At 67.9% G+C, this 20,881-nt stretch carries 12 protein-coding genes and 1 pseudogene; 4 read left to right on the plus strand and 9 right to left on the minus strand.

What is annotated here, in order from left to right; genetic code table 11:
* The first annotated feature begins 10 nt into the window (after positions 1-10).
* The 4 genes and pseudogenes from ET471_RS17470 to ET471_RS19170 all read left to right on the plus strand — a co-directional run.
* Complete coding sequence (locus ET471_RS17470) at positions 11-1,171, plus strand: LLM class flavin-dependent oxidoreductase (protein WP_165350529.1); 1,161 nt, start codon at positions 11-13, stop codon at positions 1,169-1,171.
* On the plus strand, positions 1,168-1,503 hold the full coding sequence (locus tag ET471_RS17475; RefSeq protein ID WP_129190445.1) for a hypothetical protein: 336 nt from the start codon (positions 1,168-1,170) through the stop codon (positions 1,501-1,503). Before ET471_RS17470 ends, ET471_RS17475 begins: the two co-directional genes overlap by 4 nt.
* Entirely contained in the window at positions 1,500-2,804 is a 1,305-nt protein-coding gene (locus ET471_RS17480; RefSeq protein ID WP_129190447.1) for an NtaA/DmoA family FMN-dependent monooxygenase, read from the plus strand. The genes ET471_RS17475 and ET471_RS17480 overlap by 4 nt, the downstream gene beginning before the upstream one ends.
* Positions 2,805-2,983: 179 nt before the next feature.
* A pseudogene (locus ET471_RS19170) lies at positions 2,984-3,184 on the plus strand (MmyB family transcriptional regulator); the annotation flags it as partial.
* A 51-nt stretch (positions 3,185-3,235) separates the two neighbouring features.
* Here the strand turns inward: ET471_RS19170 and ET471_RS17485 are convergent.
* The 9 genes from ET471_RS17485 to ET471_RS17525 form a co-directional block, all read right to left on the minus strand.
* Positions 3,236-3,793, minus strand: a complete 558-nt coding sequence (locus ET471_RS17485; RefSeq protein WP_129190449.1) for a type IV toxin-antitoxin system AbiEi family antitoxin domain-containing protein — start codon at positions 3,791-3,793, stop codon at positions 3,236-3,238.
* Between the two features lie 880 nt (positions 3,794-4,673).
* Positions 4,674-5,072, minus strand: a complete 399-nt coding sequence (locus tag ET471_RS17490; protein ID WP_129190451.1) for a PIN domain-containing protein — start codon at positions 5,070-5,072, stop codon at positions 4,674-4,676.
* On the minus strand, positions 5,069-5,455 hold the full coding sequence (locus ET471_RS17495; protein WP_129190453.1) for a helix-turn-helix domain-containing protein: 387 nt from the start codon (positions 5,453-5,455) through the stop codon (positions 5,069-5,071). The genes ET471_RS17490 and ET471_RS17495 overlap by 4 nt, the downstream gene beginning before the upstream one ends.
* 277 nt (positions 5,456-5,732) lie before the next feature.
* Positions 5,733-7,058, minus strand: a complete 1,326-nt coding sequence (locus ET471_RS17500) for a hypothetical protein (protein ID WP_165350530.1) — start codon at positions 7,056-7,058, stop codon at positions 5,733-5,735.
* A gap of 107 nt (positions 7,059-7,165) precedes the next feature.
* Positions 7,166-10,537, minus strand: coding sequence for a Swt1 family HEPN domain-containing protein (locus tag ET471_RS17505; protein WP_129190457.1), 3,372 nt, complete (start codon positions 10,535-10,537; stop codon positions 7,166-7,168).
* Position 10,538: 1 nt separating this feature from the next.
* On the minus strand, positions 10,539-12,380 hold the full coding sequence (locus ET471_RS17510; RefSeq protein WP_129190459.1) for a DUF262 domain-containing protein: 1,842 nt from the start codon (positions 12,378-12,380) through the stop codon (positions 10,539-10,541).
* Between the two features lies 1 nt (position 12,381).
* On the minus strand, positions 12,382-15,228 hold the full coding sequence (locus ET471_RS17515; RefSeq protein ID WP_129190461.1) for a DUF1156 domain-containing protein: 2,847 nt from the start codon (positions 15,226-15,228) through the stop codon (positions 12,382-12,384).
* 81 nt (positions 15,229-15,309) lie between these two features.
* Positions 15,310-17,340: a hypothetical protein gene (locus ET471_RS17520; protein ID WP_129190463.1), complete on the minus strand. Its 2,031-nt coding sequence runs from the start codon at positions 17,338-17,340 to the stop codon at positions 15,310-15,312.
* Positions 17,341-17,374: 34 nt separating this feature from the next.
* The gene (locus tag ET471_RS17525; protein ID WP_129190465.1) at positions 17,375-20,785 is read right to left on the minus strand and encodes a helicase-related protein; all 3,411 of its coding nucleotides are present in this window, start codon (positions 20,783-20,785) and stop codon (positions 17,375-17,377) included.
* Positions 20,786-20,881: the final 96 nt, after the last annotated feature.

Consider the following 20,881-nt stretch of genomic DNA (forward strand, 5'->3'; position numbering starts at 1 on the left):
GGGTGCTGCCGTGAGCGGTGCGACGGTGAGCGGCGCGACGGTGGAGCGCACCACGTGGGACGACCCCCGCGTGGCCGCCCTGCGCGAGGCGATGGACGCCGAGATCGGACCCCGCTACGCGGACGTGCTGCGCAACGTCGCTCCCCCGCCGCTCGACGTCGCCGACGTCGTCGCGGTGTTCCTCGCGACGGTCGACGGCGAGCCGGTGGCGACCGCGTCGCTCAAGCGCACCGGAGCGTTCGCCGAGGTCAAGAGGGTGTTCGTCCACGCCCACGGGCGGCGTCGCGGCCTGGCGAGCGCGCTGCTGCGCGCCGTAGAGGACGAGGCGCGAGCCCTCGGGTACGCCGCCGCCCATCTGCAGACAGGGTTCCGGCAGCCGGAGGCGCAGCGCCTGTACGAGCGGGAGGGCTGGCGTCAGGTGCCCCCGTTCGGGCCCTACGCCGGGGACACGGTGGTCAGCGTCACCTACGCCAAGCCGTTGGGCCAGCCGCTGCTCGCCGCCGACGTCGGAACCGCCGTCCCGGCAGAGAACGACGTCGTGGGCGCCGTCGTCGAGCAGCTCGAGGCGCTCGACGCAGCAGGCGTGGACGTCGCGTTCCTCGACGACGCGTATCGGGTGCCCGACGGCGTCGTGCGCGCGGACGCTCCGACGCTCGCCGCCGTCGCCGCGCACCGGACGCACCGGATCGCGCTCGTCCCGTCGGTGACGACGACGCACACGGAGCCGTTCCACCTGTCGAAGGTGGTCCAGACACTGGACTGGGTCACGCGCGGCCGTGCCGGGGTGCGGCTCACCGTCTCGACCGACGACGAGGAGGCCGCCGCGTTCGGGCGCCGCCTCGCGCCCGGTCCGGACGACGCCTGGGCGGAGGCGGCCGACGTCGTCGAGGCGTCACGCCGGCTGTGGGACTCCTGGGAGGACGACGCCGAGATCCGCGACGTCGCCACGGGCCGTTTCATCGACGCCGGCAAGGTGCACTACACCGGCTTCACCGGGCGCTGGTTCGCGGTCCAGGGCCCGTCGATCGTGCCGCGCTCTCCGCAGGGCCTCCCCCGGTCGTCGTCGCGTACGACGACGCCGCCGCGACCGCGCAGGCGGGCGCGCTGGCGCTGGCCGACGTCGTCCGGGCACGGTCGATCGACGACGTCGTCCGGGCGCGGGCGCGGGTGAGCCCCGCCACGCGTGTCCTCGTCGACGTCGACGCCGCGGGCGTCCCGGACGAACCCTCGCTCGCAGACCTCTCCGGCGGCGCCGACGGCATCGTGCTGACCGGTCCGGCGGACGACGTGCGGCGGGCCGCGCGGCGCCTCGACCGGGCCGGACGCGCCGCGGAGGCCGACGCCGCCGCGATCCCGTTCGACCCCGCCGACCGGCCGGGCACCGCGACCGCCTACCCCGGCGCTCCGGAGCCGCCCACGCCGGTCACGCTCCGGACCCGCCTGGGGCTCGCTCGCCCCGCCAGCCGATACGCCACCCCCACGCCTTCGGAGGTCACCCGATGAGCAGCGCCACGCGCCAGGTGCACCTGGCCGCGCACTTCCCCGGCGTCAACGCCACCACGATCTGGACCCAGCCGGAGTCGGGCAGCCAGATCGACCCCCAGTCGTTCCTGCACCTGACCCGGGCGGCCGAGGCCGCGCTGTTCGACTACGTGTTCCTCGCCGAAGGGCTGCGCCTGCGGGAGTTCGCGGGCGGCATCCACGACCTCGACGTCGTCGGGCGCCCGGACTCCATCACCCAGCTCGCCGCGCTCGCCGGCGCCACCGAGCACATCGGTCTCGTCGCCACGCTCAACACCACCTACAACGAGCCCTACGAGCTCGCGCGGCAGCTCGCGACGCTCGACCTGGTCTCGCGCGGGCGCGCCGGGTGGAACGTGGTGACCAGCCACGACACCTTCTTCGGAGCCAACTTCCGCCGCGGCGGGTTCCTCGACGCCGCCGACCGGTATGAGCGCGCCGAAGCGTTCCTCGCCACCGCGTTCGAGCTCTGGGACGCCGCCGTCGACGGCAAGCACGTCAGCCACCACGACCGGTTCTTCGACGTCGAGGCGCGGCTCGGTACGCCCGCGCCCGTGCAGGGACGGCCCGTCATCGTGCAGGCGGGCGTGTCCCCCGAAGGCCGGGAGACGGCGGCGAGGTACGCCGACGCGATCTTCTCGCCGTTCGGCGACCGCGCCGCAGGTCGCGCCTTCTTCACCGACGTCAAGGCGCGGGTCGTGGCTCACGGCCGGCAGCCCGACGACCTGAAGATCATGCCTGCGGCCACCTTCGCGCTGGGTGACACGCACGCCGACGCCGAGGAGCGCGCCGCGTGGGAACGCCGCCAGCAGGTCAGCCCCGCGACCGCGGTGCGGCACATCGAGTCTGTGTGGGGGCGCCGGTTCGACGGCCTGGACGTCGACGGCGCACTTCCGCCCCTGTCCGACCTCGTGGAGGGCGTGGAGCTCACCGCGGGCCGCGCCAAGACCCACCAGGACCTTCGCGCGAAGGCTGCCGAGTTGCACGAGCTCGCCGCCGCGAACGGCTACAGCGTCCGGGACATCGTCGTCGAGACGACGACACGCTCGGGGCTGCTCGTCGGAACTCCCGACGAGGTCGCCGCCGAGATCGCGGACCGCGTGCAGGACGAGGTGTGCGACGGTTTCACCCTGGTCCCGTCCATCACCCCGACCGGCCTCGACGAGTTCCACGCGACGGTGGTGCCCCTGCTCCAGGAACGCGGCGTGTACCGCACCGCGTACGAGGGCTCGACGCTCCGCGACCGCCTGGCGACACGCTCGCCGGCCCACGCGGCCGGCTGACGAGGACATCGACGCCACAGGGTACGCGGCGCGCAGACGCTCCCTCCTGCCCCGTCCCTGCCCCGTCATGACAGACGGAGTCGTCGGGGTCCCGACGGCTCTGCGCACCCAGCCCTCAGGAACCAAGAACCAAGTGAGGCCTGGCCCTGCGGAAATCCGCAGGTCAGAAGTTGGTCATCTTGTTCGGAGGCCCCGAGATCGTTGAAAGGCCCGACGAAGCACTCGAACGGCTCGTCGGCGAGCTGTCCGTCGCCTCGACGGACTTCGCCCGCTACTGGGCCGACTACCGCCTCTTCAAGCACACCCACGGCAAGAAGCGCATCTTCCACCCCACAGTCGGGGTCATGACCCTGAACTACGAGACGCTCGACGTCCCCGGTTCCGGCGGGCAGTTCTGTCCACCTACACCGCCGACGTCGGCTCGCCGTCCGTCACGTCAACATCTCCAGTGCGTTCATGATCGGGGTCTTCGCTCGCGGGATCCGGGCAGCCATCGCGATCAGCTGGGCAGGCTTGCCGCCGCGCCGCAGCCACTCCCGAAGGGCGTCGCGGGCAATCTCGTAACCGATCGCACAGCGCAGCCGGAAGGCATCCGTGATCGATCGCTCGGGCGAGTAGATGCCGATCACCTGGTCGGTGCCCGCGATCGGCATCGACTCGCGCCCGAGCTCGAAGGTCGCGCGATCGAACGAGTGCCACGCGATCGCCGCGTCCGTCGCGGGGATGCGGGACCCGCGCGGGATCGCGACGTCGAGCGCGGCCGGGATCTCATCCGTGAGGTCGTGGTGAGCGAGCGCGGAGATCAGACAGATCGCCCCGTCGGGGCGACGCGTCGCAGCTTCGAGCATGTCCCAGTCGGCGGGCTCCGCGTCCGCCGGAAGGTAGATTCCGCGCGCGACCCGCTCGAGCCGGCGTGCGCGCGCTGCACGGTACAGGCCGCTGCGAGACAGACTCGCCAGTTCTGCGGTACGGGGCGTCAAGGCGGCCACCAGGTCCTCCCTCCTGAGACAGACCGTATACATCTAACCATATCTGTATACGTTTCGTTCCGCCCCGACATCCGCCCGGGCGCTGATCGACACGAACTCTGGGATCCCCCGGCCAGCAGAAACACGACCTCCCACACCATGGGAGGCGCCAATGTGGTGATGATCCTGGTCACCCCCCGGCGTCTCTGCCCCGTCGTGCCATCCCCGTGCCTCTCGGAACGGAACTTCGGGGGTTCCTCTGTCTCTGGGTGTCCACCTCTCCCCGGAAATAGAAAGAGGCCCGGACCTGCGAAAACTCGCAGATCCGGGCCCCTGACCAGGCGTGATCCAGATCACACCACAGGCGTGGGATCAGAAGTTGATCATCTACCAGAATCGTTGATTTTCCGCGGTTTCTGGGGGTCTCGGGGCGGTTCGTGCCTTTCCCGTGCCACTCAGGAATGACCGTGCTGGCCTACGTGCCTGAGGCCCCTCGTCCAGCGTAGGCGGTCGCGTGTGGTCCGCCGCCGTCACGCGAGCACCTGCGGGCGCGTCGCTTCTCAGGAGACTGCAGCGGACGGGTGGGAGCGGAGGGGACCGGCGGGCGGGCCCCTCCGTCGGCCTCGGTTGAGCCGGTCGGCGTTGCGACGTCTACGGCACGCTGAGAGCGAACACGCGCTTGGCGAGCAGGGCGGTCCGGCCGCGCATCACGTAGGGCGAGACTGGGATCTAGCCAGTGACCTCTTCGGTGTGAATGAACTCTGACCTGCAGAAGTACGGTCGGATCGTTGGAATTCTGCCCGTGGCGGTTCGCTGGTATCCGCTGGTGGTCGTTCCGTTAAGCCAGCAGTAGCGCCAGCAGCGGGGCGCGGTCTCGCACTCCACGTCGCAGGGCGGTGGGTTACCCCTTGAGGACCGCGCGCAACAGGTCGACGACGTCGGTGCCGACGATGCGCTCGAGGACGTTTTCGGTCAGCAGGATGTCGGCGCCGGCCGAGAGCGTCGCTGCCAGGATGTGACGATCCTTGGGGTCCATGTCCACGGACTCGACCGCCGCCTCGTCCCTGGCGTGCACCTCGACGAGGGCATCGTCACGGAACGCGTTCACCAGCTCCTCGAGTCGGTCCGTCCGCGCCTGGGACGATTCTCGCTTGGCGCGCAGATTCCGAGACATCTCTGCCAGGATCGCCGGGCTCCACGGCACCTCGAAGCCGCCGGCCTCGTCGCCGTAGAGCACGTAGTCGCGCAGAGTTCGCGAGAACAAGATGTTTGCATCGGCGATGACGACCGAGACGGTCAATCGTCGAGCCCGATCTCGTTAGAAAACGCCGCTAGGTCGGCTGCGGCCTTCGCCCGACGCTCACGGCGAGCCTGCTCAAAAGCCGCCAGGGGCGCGGCGTCGATCCGATGATGGCTGCCGACCATGACGTGGTCGATCTCCCCGGAGCCCACGTGCTTCATCAGCGTCGGTCGAGACACGCCAAGCAGAGCCGCGGCCTCGATCGTCGTCTGGAGCTCCCTGGCAGGCACGACGACGGCGCCCGACGTGCGCTCCGCATCGGGCAGCGCGAGCACCTTGCGAGCGGCCTTCCGCGGAAGGTTCAAAGTCACGTGGACCTCGCCTGTCGTGCGTGCAAGTGCAGCGCGCAGCGCCTGCACGTCACCCTCCAGAACATCAGTCACGACAGCCTCCCCAAGCGAAGCATCAGAAACTCAACTGAAGCAGGTGTAACCGAGTGGATCCATCGGGACCAGGCACCCCGCCCGCGCCGTGGCGTGCAGCGAGCGGGTGAGCCCGACGCGGGCTCGCGGGGCCGTCGTCCTCGTCGCCGACAGCGAGCGAGAACTCGCGGAGCTCCAGGACATGCATGCCGAACCGCGCGCTCGCCCGCGGCTCCTCGATGGCCTCGCGAGCCGCCGTCGTTCAGGAACGGCAGAGCGACAATGGGAACGCACTGCGTCAGGTCGGAGTCAGCGCCCGTACCACAGCCTCCTCCGGTGCGCCGAGGAGCCGGACTACCTCCGCCCTGACGACTCGATCAAGAATCTTGGCGAGCTCGTCTAGGTCGTGCGCGTCGTAGCCCCGAGAACCATGAGAGAGATCGTTGCGGATGTTCGCCAGTGCGTCCTCAACGCGGCCACCCCCGTTGGCCTCCATACGTGCCTGGACGGCCTGGCAGCCGAGGACCTCATCGCGGACGTCGACCGGTGGGGCATCGAACGTCGCGCTCAACACCTGCGCGAGGCCACTCGGTGCGCGCTTCATCAGCGTCCTTTTGAGGTACTTCACGTCGTCCGCGGGGAGCAGGCGCTTCATCCGGTCCAGGAACTCACTGCGGCGAACGTCGTGGCGCGCCTGACGTTCCTCCAACTCCGCCTGACGCTCATGCCCAAAAGACCCTTCCAGCGCCTGAATCAGGTTAAGAACTCGTGACCTGGGATGCTGATCGCCCTGGGTCGCCATCCTCCCGTAGGTCTCGATGATCGGGTGCTCGTTGGCTGCGAGTTCGTCCCACTCCAGCGCAAGACTCAGGAGCGAGACATTGTCCCTGTCGCAGACAATCGCAGGGTTGGCATCATTGACCGCGCGGTCTACCGAGTTGCGCGGATCCTGGGTGATGTCCCAGCCGAACAGCTGGTCCTTTGTGTTCATCGTGGCGTCCGCCAGGAGGACGAACGTCACCAAGCGCGGCGCTCGGGTCAGCACCGAGACCATCTCCCGCATCGGGTAGACCCAGCACCGGTACCACTCAATGGCCGACAACGGTTGGTCGACCTCGATGGTGATGACGGGGCCGAACGCGAGTTGGAACTCGTACCCGCGACCAACCCGGAACCGCCCGTTGAACCCGTACGTCATCGAGACGCCATCAGACTCCCACTTGCGTGGCAGACCGTCGTCGATCGTCGCGCTCCAGGTCTTGACGTCCGCGGACGGCGCAGGGAACGACGCCGACTTGATGGGCCGGGCTCCAACAAGCGCCTCGATCCCCTCCACCTGGAACTCGACCCTCGAGTACAGGCGCGGATCAGTTTCCCCAAACGGCTCAAGTGAGAGCATCGCCGCTGAGCCCCGTGCGCGCCCCTGGTTGGGCATCAGGTACGAGACGCCCCCGTTGAGCAGTGCCACGTGAGCGCCCGAAGATAGCCGACCCGTCAGCACGTCGAACTCACGCTGTTGCGGAAACCCCGCGCTGCGCTCACCGCTGGGAGTAACGCTCCATTGGATGGGGACGTCCCCATAGACATCGCCCGTTGGCCATCTGCGGGCCTCAAGCGCCAGCATGCCTGGCGCCTCAACAGCCTCACCACCCTCGACGGGCAGGCGCCACGTGCAGAGGTACTCACCCAGTTCGAACGGCAACTTGACCGCCCGAACGTCTCCGCCGGACGTCACGACTTCTCGAAGCCGGACTGGTCGAACTTCAGCGTCTTCGCGTTCTCTGAGACGGTGCGGATCGTGCCTTCGCTGAAGCCGTCGTGCTTGTCGGCCTCGATCTCGATGCGGAGGGTGATCTGGGCGCCCACGTCGCGGAGGTTGGCGACGACCTCCTCGGCGATGTTCTTGAACTCGAGAGCCCACTTGTCGGGGTTGAGCGTCTTGACGCCGAAGAAGCGCTTGGTGATGTCCACGACGACTGGAGGCACGACGGTCGGCGGCACGGTCGGGTCGACGATGGTCACGGGCGGGTTCGGTCCCGGACCAGAACCCGGAACCCGGTCAGGAACGCCAGGGTCGGTCCTGGGCGCGTCAACTGGATTCGCCAGTTGGGCGATTGCGACGTCGGGTCGCACCAGCAGCAGCGCATCGGTCGCCGGGGGCGCAGCTGTCTTGTCCCCCGGCGTCCAGAGCCCGATGTACCGGCCGTCGTCCTCCGAGTAGCCGGTAGCGAGTGCGAACGCGTCCGTCTGCCAGATCAACGGGAGGTCGATGATCCCCGCGGCCAGCACGGACTCGTCGCGCAGGCGCGGCATGTAGGGGTACTGCGAGTAGAGCCCCCACAACGTGCCGAGGGAGACGTGCCCGTCCTTCCAGATCTGCGGCACCTTGCCGATCGAGAGGCGGATGTTCGACGCCGCCTGCCGCGTCGACAGGTCACCATCGCTTCCCAGGCGCTTGGAGACGCGCTCCGCGAGCGAGGGTGCCTGGCCCTCGACCTTCACATCGCGGATCAGGAACGGTGCCGCAGGGTCCGGCTGCGTCGGTACGAGCGCCCACGTGAACGTCTGGAGCAAGCGGGCTTCCACAGCCTGGTCCGCCTGTGCCTTGCGCTGCGTCGCCTGGGCCTTCTGGTTCTGCGTCAGGTCGAGGTCGGCCTCATTGACCAGGACGTGGTTCCAGCCCAGGTAGTCGCGCGTTGCCGTGACGAGCTCTTCGAGGCGGGACTCGTCAGCCGCGAGGAACACGACCATGTTGCGGTGTGTCCGGTTCGACGTGCCCTTCTGCTCCGTCGCCTTGGCCGCGAACTGCTTGGCCGGCGAGTCGGTCTTCGCCTTGTGCGCGACCTTCGGGTGCAGGATCACGAGCCGGGCTTCGTCGATGTCGGGGATGTCGGTGCTCGAGTCCGGGCACACGTGTACCCCAGCGAAGTCGCCACGCGTGCGAGCCTGCCCGCTGAGCCTCTTGACAATCTCGACCCACACGTCCTCGATGTGCAGGCGCTCCGCCTGGTCCTTCGCGGTGCGGGTGATATTCGCCTGGAGGTCGTACCAGTACTTGCCCGACCCGGCGTAGAAATACGTCGCCCGGTCGGCAAGTTGCGTGAGCGCCGAGTGGAAGTTGCCCGGCACGTCGCCCGGGACCGCGGTCCCGAGGAACACGCGCTGCGTCTCCAGGCCCTTGTGCGCAGAACCGATCGTCGGGGCTGCGCCGAAGAACACCGTGCGCGCGAGGCGCTTGGTCAACGCTCGCTGGCCGAACAGCGGCTTCGCCTGGTCGATGCGGGCCGGCTCGGAGTTCGGGCCGTCGACGTCGGCGTCGATGATCGGCTTCCAGGAGTCCTGGAGGTACTGCGTCAGCTCGGCATTCACCGTCGCCGTGGCAAGCGGAACTGAGCCAGGCATGATCATCGGCGAGGCGTCCTCACCGACCCACAGGGCGTGGATCACGGTCGACATCAGCCGCAGTACGCCACGGGTGCGCTGGAACCGTTCGAGCGAGGACCACTCCTCGTACAACCGGTCGAACAGCTCGGGGTGGATCGGGTAGGTCCGCTTGATGCGGTCCTCGTACGCGACGTCGCGGGCCTCGCGCGGGAAGTCGTCGGTGTACTTGCGGTACATCTCCATGTACGCCCGAGCGGTCGCACCGATCTCGGCCAACGCGGCGGCGTCGGGCTGCTTGAACAGGCGCTGTTTGACGATCTGATAGGCCTCGACGGGTGACGCCTGCCGCCACTGATCCGCCACGCGACGCACCACGTTCTGCAGACGCTTGAGAGCCTCCAGCCCGTTGGTACCGCCGACCTCCTCGGCATTGCCTGCGATGAGCTTCTCAGGTTCATCGCCCGTCGACGACGCCGGAATCGAGATCGCGAGCAGCACGCCCGAGGTTCCCTTCGCAGCCTCGGTCAAGGTCTGCGCGAACGTGAACTGATCGTCGAATGTGCCACCGGCAAGGTCGTCACGACCGACGAGCGAACGCGCGTAGGCGACCCACTCGTCGATGAGGATGACAGCCGGTGCGTATCGGCGCAGCAGCTCGTGCAGCGCCTCCCCTGGATGCGTCCGGTCGATGTCTGACTTCGCCACCAACGCGTACGCCTCAGCCCCGCCGAGCTGCCACGCGAGCTCACCCCACATCGTGTTGATCCGAGTCCCGTCGGCCTTGGTCACGCCGGACGGCGAGAAGTGGTTGCCGACGATCGCGACCCGGTTGACCTTCTGTCCCTGGTACCCGTTCGCCTGCAGAAGCTCCTGGGTCTCCTGGGGGTACACGCCGAGGGGAAGGCCGGCAGCGATGTGCCACAGCGACAGCATCGAGTGGGTCTTTCCGCCACCGAAGTTGGTCTGGAGGTTGATGACGGGTGGAGCGTTGTCGTCGCCACCGATGCGGCGCACAGCACGCCCGATGAGCTGCGACAGGCCCTCAGTGAGGTACGTGCGCTGGAAGAAGGTCGCGGGGTCCGAGTAGCCCGAGTCCTTCTCGCCACCCGTCGAGACCTTGTAGAGGTCCGCCGCGAACTCCGAGGCTGCGAAGTTGTTCGTCGCAACGTCGTCGTGCGGCTGGAGAACCTCGCGCCACGGGCGCAGACCCGTCGCGGTGGGGTTGTCGACGGCGGCCTTCAGGACCTTCTTGTCCTCTTTGTCGGCCGTCACGCGGCGCAGGTCCTGTCGGATGCTCGCCACCCTGTCGGCCGTCCCAGCGTCCCCGATCAGGCGCAGGAGGCGCTCACCGGTGTCGAGTGCCCGGTAGGCGTCGTCGTCGTTGAACGACGCGTTGTGCGCCCAACGGTTCCGAACCTCACGCAGCTCCGAAGCGTAGAACTCCCCCGCGCGGGTGAGCGTCTCACCGAACGGGTACCAGCCGGCCTTGAAGCCTCCGGTGATGTTGCCCTCGGTGAGGATCCGCAACTGCACCTGCGGGTCAAGCGGGTCGTAGGACTTGGAAATGCCCTTCTTCGTGTCCTTCGCCTCGACAAGCTTGACCCAGTTCGCGCCCAGTTCGGGGCTCACCTGACCAACGATCCCCGCGATGAAGTCATCCAGCGCCGGAGCCATCGCCTCGAACATCCGGTTGATGCGGTCACGATTGCTCATCGCCATGTCAGTCGTTCTCCGTGATCGGGTCTTCAGTCAGTTCCTCGGCCTCGAACTGCGCCGAGTCCTCGGCGGCAACGCCCTGTTCGACGTCACGCTGGACGGCCTTGCCCATCGCTCCCTCGACGAGCCTGCACAGCAACTCGCGACGGTCGCGGAAGTACCCGTCGAAGTCGTCTGATCGCAGCCGGGACGCGGGCACCAGATGGGTGGCGACGAGTTCGTCGAGACGATCGCCGTCGATCTGCGCGCGGGCTTCGATCACACCCAGGTACGACGACGGCGCCGCGCCGCCGATAGTGCGGTTGGTCCGGGCACTGATGGCCGTCTTGTTGACGATGCTCTCGCGGCGCTCGTCGTCGATGCCATTCTCGTTGCACCACTTCTGCGGGAAGATGTGGTGGATATCGACGGCGAGGTCAACGTACTGCACCTTGTCGAGCGCCTTGTCCTCCATCCAGTCACGCGCACCACCCGCGAGGATGAGGGCCGCGATGCCCTTGTACGCGGCAGCGTTCCGCGTCCGCAGCGAGTGGAGCCGCGACTCCGAGAAGTTGGCCTCCTGGATCGTGCGCGGCAGGGGCGCATCCTCGGACAGTGCCCATGCGGGAACCATCTCGATGTCACGCGCAAACGCCGTTTCGATCGAACCGCCGTACTGTTCCCCCAGGACTCCACACCAGTACCAGCGCACCAGTCGCTGGCTGACGCCGATGAGATCGGCGTCCTTGCCGAGCACCACCTTCACTGCTGCGAGCGGGACGAGTTGCTTGGGATACGGGACGTCGCGCGGCGCGAAGATATGCCGGTCGGCGAGGAACTGGGCCGCCCACACGAACGCCTCCCGCAACGGCTCACGCCACTCGAGGTACTCCGGCAACGTGAGTTTGAGGACGTCCTCCCGCTTAGCGGAAATGGCCGGCGGCCGGTCCGAGGTGTCCGCGAGATTGCGCTTGCGTGTGACCAGCATCGTGACGGCCTGGAGGAAGTCCGTGTTCTCCACGGCCGCGAGGACGGGCTGACCCGACCACCTGGCCTGCGTCTCCTTCCAATCGTCGTTGAGCCGGAAGTCCGTCCTGGTGCGCGCGAAGTAGTCGGCGTCGCCCGCGAACACAGCGGTCAAGAGCTCGAACACGTTCAGCGGCAGGCCACCGATGTTGACCTTCTCGAACACGGTCGCGACAGCGGCCTTGTCGGTCTTCTCGTCGAGCACGATCGCTGGGATGTCGTACGTCGCTGCCGGCTTGATGATCTCGTTGTGGAACCGCTTGCCGAGGTCACGATCCTCAAGCTCGAGGATCCAGCTCATGTAGTCGCCATACAGGAGGTGCAGCGGGAAGAAGCCCTGTTCACGCTGCTTGGCCTCATCGCTGAGGTCACGGACGATGTCCCGGCCGAAGTTGGTTCGCTCGACGCCGTCACCCGGCACGGAGATGACCGCCTCATCCATTCGGGTCGGGTTCGCGAGAGCGGTGGCCATGTGCACGAGGTGCCGCCGATCGAACAGCTTCCCGCGGCTGTCCTTCGTCGCGACAAGACCATTGCCGCTGAGTGCCTGCGTAAGCGACGTCAGTCGCTGTTGGCCGTCGAGCAACAGGTAGTCGGCCGACACGCCGGGCGCGAGGTCAACGCCCTCGATCGCCCGCGGCTTGAACCGCACCTGCGAGTTCCCCGTCTTCAGGAGCATGACCGCGCCCATCGGGTGACCACGGAGCACCGTGATCAGCAGTTGCCGGATGCGCTCATCCTCCCACTTGTAGCCGCGCTGGAAGTCCGGGAGCTGGATCTCACCGGAGCGCGTCCACGTCAGGTACTCGCCGAGTTCGTACATGGGCGTCAGGAAGCCCATCTCAGTCCTCCGAATCGAAACTGAACGCGCCCTGCGTGCTCGGGGCCAGCGCCGGCGCCTGGCGGGCTACGTCGACGATCTCCGGCCACGACGTCACCAGCGTGTTGAAGCTCAGCGCGTCCTTGGTCCACCCGTTCGCCTCCGCAATGCGGAACAGCAGGTGAGCGAGCTCCTTGACCTCGTCGGCGTCGATGTCCGCCGCTGGACGGTCGAGGGCCGCGCGCAGCAGGTCGCCGACCGGGGCGATGCCATCGCGCTCCAAGACCTGGATCAGATGCTGGAGGACCTCCCACACAGAGATGTGGTGGTCCGTCGCGGGGTCGTAGTCGCCCGTGAGGTCCGACGGCGAGATCAGCTGCACGATGCCGCCGCGGTGCGTCAGGATGCCCGAGCGTGCGAGGTCGCTGAGCACGACCGCGCGGGCCGTCGCAACGTTCTCGGCCTCGCCGGACTTGCCGGGCTCGTAGCCGTGCAGCCGGTACCAGGTGATCGCGAACCGGGTATCGGGCTTGTAGTCGCCCTCCTGGTCGGACAGCACCTGGTCGAGGATCTCGTTGATCCGCGCCAGCGCCGACCGAACGGTCATCTTGGAACCGTCAGGTTCGAGTACGCCCGCGAACCGCGAGAAGACCGCCATGCCCGGGCCGATCGCGGCCTGCGGCAGGTCCACTGGCGCGATCGCGCCCTGCTGCAACTTCCGCAGCGCGTCAGGCAGCTCGGCTTCCAGAGCCGCGATGAACCCACGACGATCCGTCGTCGACGACGACGCCGGACGCGGCCGCAACGACAGAACGATCGAAGACGCGAGAGCGTTGGTGCCCACTGAGATCATTCGCCCGCCGCGCTCGGATCGGAGTGGCCAGGTCGACGTGATCTCCCAGCCGCCGCGGATCATTCCCTCGAGGAGCGTCTCCCAACCTGTCGACGCCTCGCCAGCGCCGTCGGTCTCGCTCTGCTTGAACGCGTAGTAGACCGTCATCGGGTATGACGACGACGCTGACCCCCGAGCATGGGCGAACACGTCGCGGAAGCCATCCTCGAAGAACCGTTCAGCGCCCGCCTTGCCGTCGTGCCTGTAGGGGTTAGCGACAAGCTCCTCCGCCTTCGGCACGAGCATCGTCGAAAACAACCCCGGAAGCACCGGCCGAAGCGAGCGACGCAGCCAGACATAGAAGAAGTCCGAGAGATCCGAGTACCCGATGTTGTCGTAGTACGGCGGGTCGGTCGAGACCACGAGGTTCGCGAACGATCGCGCAGCAGCGTCTGCCTGGTTGGCTGTGCCGGAGGGCGATGCTGGAATGTACTCCAATGGCTTCGCGACGGCCTCGACCATCTTCGCCACGCTGCCAGACTTGTCAGCAAAGGGGTTACCTTCGGCGTAGTCCCAAGCCATAGGGATCGCCTGCCTCGCGAACAGGTTTCGAAGGATCTCCATCTGCGGATTGCTGGCCCAAGTGGTCAGTGAACTCATGTAGTCAGTCAGGCGTCCGATCACGCATGCGAGGTAGGTGGCGACGGCGTCGGCGTAGGCCTGGGCGTTGGTGCCGCCGTCGGCGAGGGGGGCGCCGTTGGGCATTCCGGTGGCTGCGGCGTCGTCGAGGACGCGGTCGCGGGCTTCGGCGACGAGGTCGGAGAAGGTGGTGAGTGCGGTGAGTTGCCGGTTCGTGAAGAGGTCCGCGAACTGAGTCAGACCATACGCGGGCGGAGAGAACCAACGCGGGTTTGTGGCGACCTCACCCGAAGGGACTTCAGTTGGCTTCGAAACGTCGGCGGCTCGGATATGCTCGGCCGTCGGTGCCAGATAGACGCGCTGACGATTGCCTTCCGCAACCGTAGCCATGAGAGTTTGCCCGACCTTGCCCTGTCTCCCGTGGTCGCGAATGTACTCGGTCGACACTGCGGTCGAGCAGGAGACGCAGACACCACCAGTTCGCCCGTGCATTGTTCCATCGCCGTCCCTTGTCGGCGCGTGTGCGACGTCGTGCCCGATGGTGAACTCGACGCGGCGGCCGGACTTGTGGCTGGGATCGGCGACGACGGTGGGAACGACGTAGGCCTCCTTGCCTTTCTTCTTGCCAAGCCACCAGGAACGAACGAGGGGCATCTCGATGCCGCAGGCGGGGTTGGGGCAGGTGACGGTGCGTGCCCAGATCCAGGCGATGACGGTGGCCTTCGACCCGTCGGGGAGGGTGGCCCGGGGATAGAGGTGGCCGATGCGCTTCTCGGCTTCGTCGCGCATCCACTGGCCGTAGGCGCGTACGTCGGCGGCGAGGCCCTCGGCGCCCTTCCAGAAGGCGCGGTCGTCGGCGAGGAGTCCGCCCTTGTCGTCGCGGTGGACGGGCTTCATCCCGGCGAACTTGGGTGGAATCTCGATGAGGGCCTTGTTGATGAGGACGGCGACGGGGTTGAGGTCGCTCGCGTGGGCCTCAAGTCCTAGACGCTGGGCTTCGAGGGGGATGGTGCCCCCGCCTGCGAACGGGTCGAGGATCTTCGGCAGCACGGGGTTGCCATCATCGTCCTTGGGTGCGGACTTGACGATCTCGGCGTGCGCCTCTGCGAGGAGCTTCTCGTCCCGGACGTTCTCCCACACCACGAGCCGTTCGATGATGCCGTGGAGGCGCTCGCGCTCGGCACGCTGTGCTTCCTCGGTCGGGAACTCCTCGGGGCGCGAAGACGGGTCGTCGACGAGCTGCGCGAACAGCACGGCGCGAGCGGCGGCGAGGGGTCGGCGAGCCCACCAGAGGTGGAGTGTCGAAGGGTGCCCATGCCGGATGGACTTCTCGCGCGCGGACTCCTTGTTGATCGCCTCCAGCGGCAGGGCCACCTCGATGAGCTTGCGCTTCGTCACGTCTCGTTCTCTCCTAGCCAATCACCGCCATCGGACTCGTCGTCGCTGGTCGGCGCCCTTAACTTACGTGCAGTCGTTGTTCTAGTTCGTGCTCGGTAGCGGCAGGTGCTTGCCGATGTAGCCCACGTAGATCTTCCCGTCCGTCGCCGTCGCGTCGAGGTAGTGCAGGCGCGGCGCGACCATGGCGTACTGCGCAATCTTGAAGTGCGCCCACAGGTGCTTGCGTCCGCTCGGGTCGATGCTCCGCGGGACGGGAAGGTACCGGCTGTTGGCGTAGCGGTCGTTGTTGCGGACCGTCTCGCTCTCGGTCTGCGCGTGACGGTTCGCCGAGTAGCCGTGGCAGCCCGGCGGCGTGTTGCGCAGGTAGTCGTCAACCGAACCGTTGAACTCCCCCGCCGCGGAGACCCGGGCGTAGTCGTCGAGCGCTCTCAGGACCGTCCACGTCACACCGGCCCAACTGCTGGCGGGGCCATGCTCGTCAAGAGCAAGCACGGTGTCCCGGTCGCCAGTCCAGACCACGCCGCCGAGACTGCCGCTCTCCTGAGCAGTCGACCACGCGAGCAGGAGCTCCTCGAACGAGTCCGGTGTAAGCGTCTCAGCATCGTCGGTGGCGAGATGGTCGGTCCACGCCAGTTCCCCAAGGTCGGGGTTACCCGACTCCTGGAGCGCGCGTCGCAGCGCGGCAAGCTCTGCTTCCAGGCGGCGCGCTCGCTCCCCCGCCTCCGCAAAGTCGAGCGTCACGTCCTCGCGCTGGCGGACGGCGTCCGCATGGCGCTGCCGCAACGTGCCGATCTCGTCCTGAAGGACCTGCTCGCTCGCCTCCTTGCGCTTCACGAGCTCGCGCAGCGGCGCGGCCTCTGCTGCGCGGGCCCCGAGATCCTCGATGGCCTCGGGGGTCACCCCGTCGGAGCCAAGAAGCCGCCGAAGCGCCGCCATGATCCGAGTGAGCACACCGCCGTCGACCGCAACGGGTTCGGGCGCATCCGTCGCAGACTCGTGAAGTGTCGCCTGGTGCGGGACGGGGCCGGCGAGCTTCGGCTTCCGGCTGGGCCACGGGCTGCGCGACGTCTTGGGCGTCGCCGGGGGCATGGCGACACCGATGTCGAACGTTCCCTGTTCGTCGCGCTCGCCCTGGGGCACGTCGAGGTCGAGCTCGTCCTGCTCAGGAGCGCTCCCGCGCTCAGGAAGAGCGAGAGCGGGGACACGCTCGTCGACAACCGCGGTCGTGGGGGTTCGTGCCGACCGAAGGAAGTCTTCGTCCGCTTGGCGGATGAGCCGGCCCTCGACGCGGGCGGCGGCGGTGGGGATCGGGTAGGTCAGCGTGTGGTCGCGTGCGACCCTGCCCAGGATGCGCAGCAGGTGAACCTCGCGGTCACGGGCGATGCGCTCCGTGGTGAGGACGCGGTGGCGTCGCCCATCGAGGGCATCATCGAGGTCGACCTCGCGTACGAACGTTCGCAAGGTCCCGGGCGCGACCGCGTGCGAGGCACCGACTCGCCGCGCGAACTCCTCTGTCGCCGCCGGGTCGAGCAGAAACCCGGCCGCGAGGCCTGTGGTGTCACGTAGGAGCTTGCTGATCAGGGCACGCCACGGCTCCATCGGGATCTCGTCGCTACTGCCCGCGACGAACACCGGACCACGGCGCGACGTGTCCCGAAGCGCCGAGACGAGGGTCGGCACATCCTCTGTGCGCAGGGTGCGGACCGCTGGGTCGAGAACGGCGCCGCCGTCGCGCGCCTCGACGACGCTCAGCACCATCCGTGCGAGCTTGGGCGCCCTGGCGACGGTCTGTTCGTCTGGGCTGTTGACGTCGATCCAGACCCAAGGGTCATGGCGCCCGTCGCGGGGATCATGGACGATCACCTGCGACGTCCACCCGGACGCCTCCGTCAGGTGGAAGCGCGACGAACGGCTCCCCGACGCGGCATCCTCGACCGAGAGCGCTGCCTCGGCTCCTCGTCCGACGTCGACGACGGTGCCCGGCTCGACGGCATCGGCGTCGAGGCCCTTGCTGCGCAGCCACGCATGCACCTGGCTGCCGATGAGCGCGTCAACATCGCAGCCGTGGATCGAGTCGCGTGCGACGGTGAACAGCGAGCGATAGCCGAGCATGGTTCCCTTCGAGGTCGTCTGTCGTGCGGGTCGGTCAGAACGGCGAGCGGCCCTTGGCCCAGGTCTTCGCCCAGTCGCCGCGGACGCCCGTCGCATCGAAGTCGCCGAGGTCGGTGGTGGCGAAGGGGTCCTCGAGGTAGCGGACGTCGTCGTGGGCTGCGCCCGCGGGTGCGACCTTGACGAGGGCAAGGCGGTAGCGCGGGGCGGCGTTCTTGCCCGTGAGGACCTCGTTGTGGGTCACGAAGAAGTCGGTGGCGCCGTCGATGCGGGCCTTGACCTCGATGCGGTACGTGTCGCCGGCCGCGTCCGTGGAGAGGATGTCGAAGCCCTTGTTGTTGAACGCCTGCTCGACGGGTTTGCGGCCGAGCTCGCGTTCGCGGGCCAGCACGAGGTCGACGCCGCGGCGCTCGACCTCCTTGGTCTCCTTGGCGTGCATGGGCGCGGCCGCGGGGACCTCGCCCTGCACCATCGCGAGCGGCAGTACGAGTGCTGCGGTGTTGATCAGCGGCGGCTTGGTCGACATCAGGACCTGCTGGTCCAAGGTCTCCAGGCGGCGGCGCAGGCGGGTGTCGAGGTCGACTGCCTTGCGGTTCAGGGAGTCGGCGGACTCCTTCGGCTTCTTGCCCGCGCGCTCGTCCTCGCCCGCGACGATGGCGTCCATGACAAGGCGGTCGCGCTCCGACTCCAGGCGACGGGTCACCAGCTCGCGGGTGCGCTCCAGCTCGGCGAGGCGGCGGGGTTGGACCTCGGCGAGGTACTCAGGGAGCTGGTTGGCAATGATCCACGACGTCGCCGCGTCTTCTGCCTCGCTGAGCCACAGCATGGCGCGCGCCGCGGTGACGATGTCGGAATCGGGCGCGGCAACGCAGTCGAGGTACGGGGCGGGGCCCGCCGGGGTGATCGTGCCGTGTGCGTCGACGTAGGCGTACCCGAACCTCTTCGCGACCGACGCGCCGGTCGCGTCGGCGACCTCCTCGACGACGCCGACCAGCAGGGCCGGCTCTTCTAGCGTCGCGGAGACGAGCACAGTGCCGGAGTTGAGGGCGCCTCCGAAGTTGCGGATGGCCTCGTCCACGACGGCGTCGTGCAGGGGGTGTCCCGGAGCGAGCAGATCGGCGCGCGGCGTTCCCTCGACGTCAGTCCGCCCGAGGTCGAAGGTCACACGGTCGTACCGGGTCGCAATGGGGCCGTACTTGGACGCCCGGATGTGCTGGGGTACGTTCCCGATCTCGTACCGGCCCTGCTCACGCCGGGCGATCCTGCCTCCCAGGCGGGCAAACGCGGCCTTGAACGCCAGCTCGATGTAGTGCGGCTGGAGGCGGCGCGCGCGTGCCTCGTCCATCGCGGCGCGCAGGCTCGCCAGATCGGCCTCGCCAAGGTGATCGGACGCGAGCGCACGTTCGTCGAGCAGATCCTTGATGCCGTCGGCGATGGAGGCGTCGATGACCTGATGCATGCGTTCGCGCACCTCGATCCGCTCACCGTACTGGATGGCGTCCTTGAGGAGGTTGCGCAGCGGGGTCTCGGCGAACGCCTCCCCGAGGACGTCGAAGACCTTGCCGCCATACGCGCGGCGCATCTCGTCGATCTTCTCCAGCAGTCGCAGGAACACCTCACCCTCGCGGGTGTTCGCCGCGACCAAATTCCACAAACGGCAGACCTCGGTCTGGCCGATGCGGTGGATGCGGCCGAAGCGCTGCTCGATCCGGTTCGGGTTCCACGGCAGGTCGTAGTTGACCATCAGGTGCGCGGCCTGGAGGTTGAGACCCTCACCGGCGGCGTCCGTCGCAATGAGGATCTGGACGCCCGCGTTCTTGGTGAACTCCTCGGTGATCTGCCGCCGCTCCTGGCGGCGAACCCCACCGTGGATCGCCCTGACCGCCTCCGTCCTGCCGAGCAGAGACCGGATGCGCTGGGTCAGGTAGTCGAGGGTGTCGCGGTGCTCGGTGAAGATGATGAGCTTGCGCGGCGAACCCTTCCCGTCCGTGGTGAGCGCGTGGTCCTGGAGGATCTGCGACAGCTCGGTCCACTTCTTGTCCGTGCCCGAGTCCCGCACCCTCTTCGCGGCACCGATCAGGATCTCAAGCTCGGCGAGCTCCTTCTCAAGCTCCTCGACCGTGGCCGCGGCGGTGGCCGCATCGAGGAACTCCTCCTCCAACTCCTCGATCTGGTCGGCGTCGTACTCGTCCTCGTCGATGCCCGACAGGTCGACGTCGGTGTCCTTCTCGACGAACCGGCCCGCGAGGATGTCCTCGCGGCGCTTGGCCAGTCGCGCGGAGCGGCGGCCGAGGGACTTGTAGATCGCCTCGGGGCTCGACGCGAGGCGCCGCTGGAGGACGGTGAGGGCGAACCCGACCGTGTTGCGCCGCTTGCCGTCGAGCTTCTCGGCCCGGTTCATTCCGTCGCGCACGTACGAGGTGACCATCTCGTACAGGTCGTGCTCCGCGGCAGTGAGCTCGTACGGGACGGTCTCGGCCACGCGCTCGGGGAACAGTCGCCGGCCCTCGAACGTCAGGAGGTCTTCCTTGACCATGCGGCGCATGATCCCGGTGGTGTCTGCGGTCTGCTTGCCCTTGCCCTCGTACCGGTCCTTGTCGAGCAGGGTGAGGAAGGCCTGGAAGTCCTCCTCCTTGCCCGAGTGCGGGGTGGCGGTCATCAGAAGGAAGTGGCGCGTGATGCTGCCGAGCTTCTCGCCGAGCTGGAACCGCTTAGTCTTCTCAAGCTTCCCGCCGAAGTAGTGCGCGCCCATCCGGTGGGCCTCGTCGACGACGATGAGATCCCACTGTGTGTCCAGCAACTGCGCCTGGAGGACCTCGTCGCGCGAGAGCTGGTCCATGCGAGCGATGAGCAGCGGGTGGCTCTCGAAGACATTGACATTGATGTCGGCGTCGATGAGCTGGTTGGTCAGGAGCTCAAACCGGAGCCCGAACTTCAAGAACAGCTCGTCCTGCCACTGCTCAACGAGGCCGCCGGGGGCGACGATCAAGCACTGCCTGACGTCGTCGCGCAGGATCAGCTCTTTGACGTACAGGCCAGCCATGATCGTTTTGCCCGCCCCCGGGTCGTCCGCGAGCAGGAACCGCAGCGGGGTGCGTGGGAGAAGCTCGCCGTAGACGGCGCGGATCTGGTGCGGCAGCGGCTGCACGTCCGACGTCGCGACCGCGAGCATCGGGTCGAACAGACCCGCAAGCCGGATGCGCTGCGCCTCGGCGACCATCTTGAAGTCCGTCGCGTTCGCATCGAACGCCCGGCTGCCCGTTCGAGCGATCGACAGCGCGGACTCGTCCTTGCGGAAGACGACCCGCTGCCCGAGGGACCCATCGGTCCGCTTGTACGTCAGCTCCAGAGCGTTCACGCCGTGCTGCTGAGCAGCTATGACCGTGATCACCTCTCCCGGGATCAACCCCGAGATCCGCAACCCCGGCTTCAGTTCTTCGAGCAGCACGCCTGTGACCTCTCCGTCCGTCCGTTGGCACCGTAGCAACCGCTACCGACACGCCCGCTACGGCCCACGGGTGAACCCGGGTGATGCGTCGCTGAT

The sequence above is a fragment of the Xylanimonas protaetiae genome (genome assembly GCF_004135385.1).
GTDB lineage: Bacteria > Actinomycetota > Actinomycetes > Actinomycetales > Cellulomonadaceae > Xylanimonas > Xylanimonas protaetiae.

Coding starts and splice junctions, on each gene's coding strand:
- ET471_RS17480 (WP_129190447.1), top strand. CDS start 1,500: ATGAGCAGCGCCACGCGCCAGGTGCACCTGGCCGCGCACTTCCCCGGC.
- ET471_RS17500 (WP_165350530.1), bottom strand. CDS start 7,058: ATGCTGGCGCTTGAGGCCCGCAGATGGCCAACGGGCGATGTCTATGGG.
- ET471_RS17505 (WP_129190457.1), bottom strand. CDS start 10,537: ATGGCGATGAGCAATCGTGACCGCATCAACCGGATGTTCGAGGCGATG.
- ET471_RS17510 (WP_129190459.1), bottom strand. CDS start 12,380: ATGGGCTTCCTGACGCCCATGTACGAACTCGGCGAGTACCTGACGTGG.
- ET471_RS17520 (WP_129190463.1), bottom strand. CDS start 17,340: ATGCTCGGCTATCGCTCGCTGTTCACCGTCGCACGCGACTCGATCCAC.